This window comes from Aliidiomarina iranensis (assembly GCF_003987135.1).
GTDB lineage: Bacteria > Pseudomonadota > Gammaproteobacteria > Enterobacterales > Alteromonadaceae > Aliidiomarina > Aliidiomarina iranensis.
This window is the reverse complement of sequence record NZ_PIPJ01000019.1, coordinates 1-3,774: the sequence shown is the minus strand read 5'-3', so window position 1 is coordinate 3,774 and position 3,774 is coordinate 1. Positions and strand designations below refer to the sequence as shown.

General features: G+C 47.0%; 6 protein-coding genes. All 6 read left to right on the top strand.

What is annotated here, in order from left to right; translation table 11 throughout:
• Positions 1-256: 256 nt before the first annotated feature.
• The 6 genes from CWE08_RS11945 to CWE08_RS11920 all read left to right on the top strand — a co-directional run bounded on the left by CWE08_RS11945 (position 257) and on the right by CWE08_RS11920 (position 3,518).
• Positions 257-631, top strand: coding sequence for a hypothetical protein (locus CWE08_RS11945; RefSeq protein ID WP_126768502.1), 375 nt, complete (start codon positions 257-259; stop codon positions 629-631).
• A gap of 113 nt (positions 632-744) precedes the next feature.
• On the top strand, positions 745-1,119 hold the full coding sequence (locus CWE08_RS11940; RefSeq protein ID WP_126768502.1) for a hypothetical protein: 375 nt from the start codon (positions 745-747) through the stop codon (positions 1,117-1,119).
• A gap of 176 nt (positions 1,120-1,295) precedes the next feature.
• Positions 1,296-1,535, top strand: a complete 240-nt coding sequence (locus CWE08_RS11935; protein ID WP_126768500.1) for an addiction module protein — start codon at positions 1,296-1,298, stop codon at positions 1,533-1,535.
• The gene (locus CWE08_RS11930) at positions 1,532-1,831 is read left to right on the top strand and encodes a type II toxin-antitoxin system RelE/ParE family toxin (RefSeq protein ID WP_126768499.1); all 300 of its coding nucleotides are present in this window, start codon (positions 1,532-1,534) and stop codon (positions 1,829-1,831) included. Before CWE08_RS11935 ends, CWE08_RS11930 begins: the two co-directional genes overlap by 4 nt.
• Before the next feature lie 81 nt (positions 1,832-1,912).
• Complete coding sequence (locus CWE08_RS11925) at positions 1,913-2,587, top strand: hypothetical protein (RefSeq protein ID WP_092839476.1); 675 nt, start codon at positions 1,913-1,915, stop codon at positions 2,585-2,587.
• 514 nt (positions 2,588-3,101) lie between these two features.
• Positions 3,102-3,518 (top strand): hypothetical protein, encoded by a 417-nt coding sequence (locus CWE08_RS11920; protein WP_126768497.1) that lies wholly within the window; start codon positions 3,102-3,104, stop codon positions 3,516-3,518.
• Positions 3,519-3,774: the final 256 nt, after the last annotated feature.

Genomic DNA, 3,774 nt, shown 5'->3' with positions numbered 1-3,774 from the left:
GTCCTCGAGCTTTTTCAAGTAAGTCACTGTTTATACTGACATTAGTAGGCCTTTTGGGCGCTTGGGCGTTGTATGCATGGTTCATAGTCGCTCCTCCATACGGGCAATGCGTATATCATATGCGCATGTGGCGTAAAGGGCAAGGTATATAACAAACGGCTGTTGTCACCCCTGCGGGGCTGGGACGGCCTTTTCGCCGCTGCGCGGCTACAAGTCCGCCCCAAAGCCGGGCGTTATGTGAACTGGAATTACAACAGTGAAAATTAAAAGTACCTGCATTGTTTTAGCTGTGGCTCTATTCGCATCTGCTTGCACCTCCGGACGCTTGGAGTATTTCACGGTCGAGGGCGAGCGAAAATATGCATGCGAAACAGAATACACATGGCAGCCGAGTGTTGATAAATATGCTGTTGAATATGTTCTAGCGCACTGCGCTAAAGAGGCTGTATCTCGAGGCTACACTGTCGAAGATATCGCTCTTCTTGAAAAGGATTTGTCGGTTCCGCTCCCTCCCGAAGGAACAGCGTGGAGCCATGAACTAGCAAAGCAGCATCATGTAAAAGGTATGCTGACGGACAAAGAATATGGTTATCTCATCGCTTATTTAGATCTCGGTCATGATCGTGATTAAGAGTACGGTGAGTCGTTCACATAACAAGTCGCAACAGTACGCGCCTTCGGCGCCGGACAACAGCCTTGCTGTTGCCGCTGTGCTCGAGCGTTATGTGAACTGGAATTACAACAGTGAAAATTAAAAGTACCTGCATTGTTTTAGCTGTGGCTCTATTCGCATCTGCTTGCACCTCCGGACGCTTGGAGTATTTCACGGTCGAGGGCGAGCGAAAATATGCATGCGAAACAGAATACACATGGCAGCCGAGTGTTGATAAATATGCTGTTGAATATGTTCTAGCGCACTGCGCTAAAGAGGCTGTATCTCGAGGCTACACTGTCGAAGATATCGCTCTTCTTGAAAAGGATTTGTCGGTTCCGCTCCCTCCCGAAGGAACAGCGTGGAGCCATGAACTAGCAAAGCAGCATCATGTAAAAGGTATGCTGACGGACAAAGAATATGGTTATCTCATCGCTTATTTAGATCTCGGTCATGATCGTGATTAAGAGTACGGTGAGTCGTTCACATAACAAGTCGCAACAGTACGCGCCTTCGGCGCCGGACAACAGCCTTGCTGTTGCCGCTGTGCTCGAGCGTTATGTACTTAATGCAGGCCTTCAGCTTCATTTCAGCATTAGCGTGTAGTAAAGTGCTAGCGGTTAACTATTGAACGAGGTGGTTTATGACTATATCAGCGCAAATCCTCGAGTCTGAGGCCCTTTCTCTTCCGAAAGAGGAACGGACTCGCTTAATCGTTCACCTGCTAGAGAGTATCGATGAGCGCCCTAACGTTGATCCCCAAGTAATAGAACAAGCTTGGCTCAAGGAAGCAAACCGCAGGTATGAAAGTTATCTGGATGGTGGCGAGCAAACTATCTCATCTGAAGATGTATTTGCGGACCTTCGGGCTGATGATCGTTGAAACCTGTACGTTTTCTTGAGACAGCCCGCGATGATGTTCGGCGGGAGAAACACTATTACCGCAGAATCAGCCCTGATTTAGCGAAGCAGTTTCAGCATGCCTTAGAAATCGCGGTTAAATCGGCCGCGACGCAACCGCTGGCGATGCAAGTTATTGAAAATGAAATACGACGTTGGCCCCTCAATACATTTCCTCATGGAGTGCTCTATCGTAATGAAGACGATTTCATACTTGTGCTTGCGGTATTTCATCCTAAACAAGCGCCGGAACGTTGGCAGAGTTTACCACGCACATAACAAGTCAATAAACTGCGCGCCTGCGGCGCCGGACGTGCTAACACACGCCGGTTATTGCGGGCGTTAGCTTTCAGGAGAAGTATGAAGTTTTATCTCTTTATCTTGGTGATTTTTAGCTCGCAAGTTACTTATGCCGAAAGCCTTAGAAAAGTGCGACTAGATGACACTAAAATTTGCTATCCATCTAGTTTTTCACCGGATAGTTCATTTATGAAAGCATTTCTTGCACCTATCGCTGACGAGCTCGATAGTTCGGATGGTCAAGAATTGATATACATCCCAGCTCAAAATATTAAGGCTAAGGTTTCGGGATACACATTAAGCCATATCAACAGTAATGGGGTAGATTTTGAGCATGAGCTAATGGGGTTGGCATATGCAAGCTCACAGATTGGCAATCCTAATGGAATGGCTGAAGCCGCTTGGAACGTTTACGACAAAAGAGATACCGTGTATGTGGAAAAAGACCCAAGCCTGCCGTTTTATCGTGTTTATGAGTATCACGAGCCTCTGTTTATGTGGCACCTTGTTCGATCTGCGCCTTTGAAGAACCCAGGAAAAGCTATTCCATCGGACTGGTATATAGGCCATTGCTCTGAATCGGCAGGCAGCTTTAGCTGCAAACAAACAATTAATTTTGAATCCATATTCTATGAATATGAGCTACAAGCACATGATCTACATCTTCGTAGCGAAGTCAGCGAAGCCGTGAAATCGCTGTTTAAAGAGTGGAAGCAGAACTGTGAAAAAAGCTAACAAGCGCAGGCACGGCGACGCCTTTTTCGTTGCGGCTTCGCCTCCACTACAAAGCCGCGCGTGCTGCGGGCGTTAAGTGCCCATGAGAGTTATCGTCATCATTTTGGTTCTAACACCGCTCTTGTCTTGTACAACACATCGTTACCCGACCGCTACGAGCAAGTTGGAGCTATGGAATCAAGCGTGCCTTAGCTCTCTTGGTCCAGGTATAAGTAGAGCGGAAGCCGAGAAAGTTCTACAATCTAAAGACGTTGAGTATAGCTATGTGGAAGCTGATAAGACCTTTTATGCTCTAGATAAAGAAGTCGGAAACTGGAGGGTTACATACCAGTCCGCGATTGCTATCCAAGTCCAGCTTGACCCATCAGGAAGAAAAGTAGAAAACTGTAGGGCTGAAACAGATTATGATGGCCTATAGAAAGCACTTAACCATGTGCAGCAGTACGCGCCCTGTCGGGCGCCGGACGCTCGCAAGCTCGCGCCGCTGTGCACGGCGTTATGAAATATCAGCATCATGTTGAAGCACACTTTTAAAGCCCTGCTTTTTATGATTTCCGGCTGTGCATTAGTGGAAGGGCTACCAACAAATACAGAAGTAACGCCCGAGAATGCAGAAGCGTATTCTATCGAGTTGCATCAGATTGACTCTGGAAGCCCAGAAATCGATTTATATCAACTTGAATTCTCAGGTCAGCTTAACGAGTGCCCAGCGGGCCGAGTTCAAACATTTCTGTTCGATGACGAAAATCAAATTTCAGGCTTCTCCATGGACTATAAGGTTGGGAGCTCGAAACCAAGTATGCTACTTCACATGCCTGCATCGGGCTATGACATGGCGATTACTCTCCAATACTGTTGTTCGTCTGGATTATCTCCGGGGTGCAAGAGATCGCTTTCCATTGCGTCGGTCAAGGCTTTTGCAGCGGAATGAAGGCCGCTCATAACAATCGCAGGCACAGCGACGGCTTTTTCATTTCGGCTTCGCCTCCATTACATAGCCACGCGTGCTGCGGGCGTTATGTTTCGGCAATCCTTTTCTTGCGAAATCCTAGACTGTAAAGTACATTTATAAGTACATTAAGTTGTACATAGGTGATGCCAATGACAAGAGTACATGTAGACGAAGATATTCGACCTCTATCTGAATTTCGGGCCGGAGTTGCAAAGTTTGTGAAGCAAATCCATGA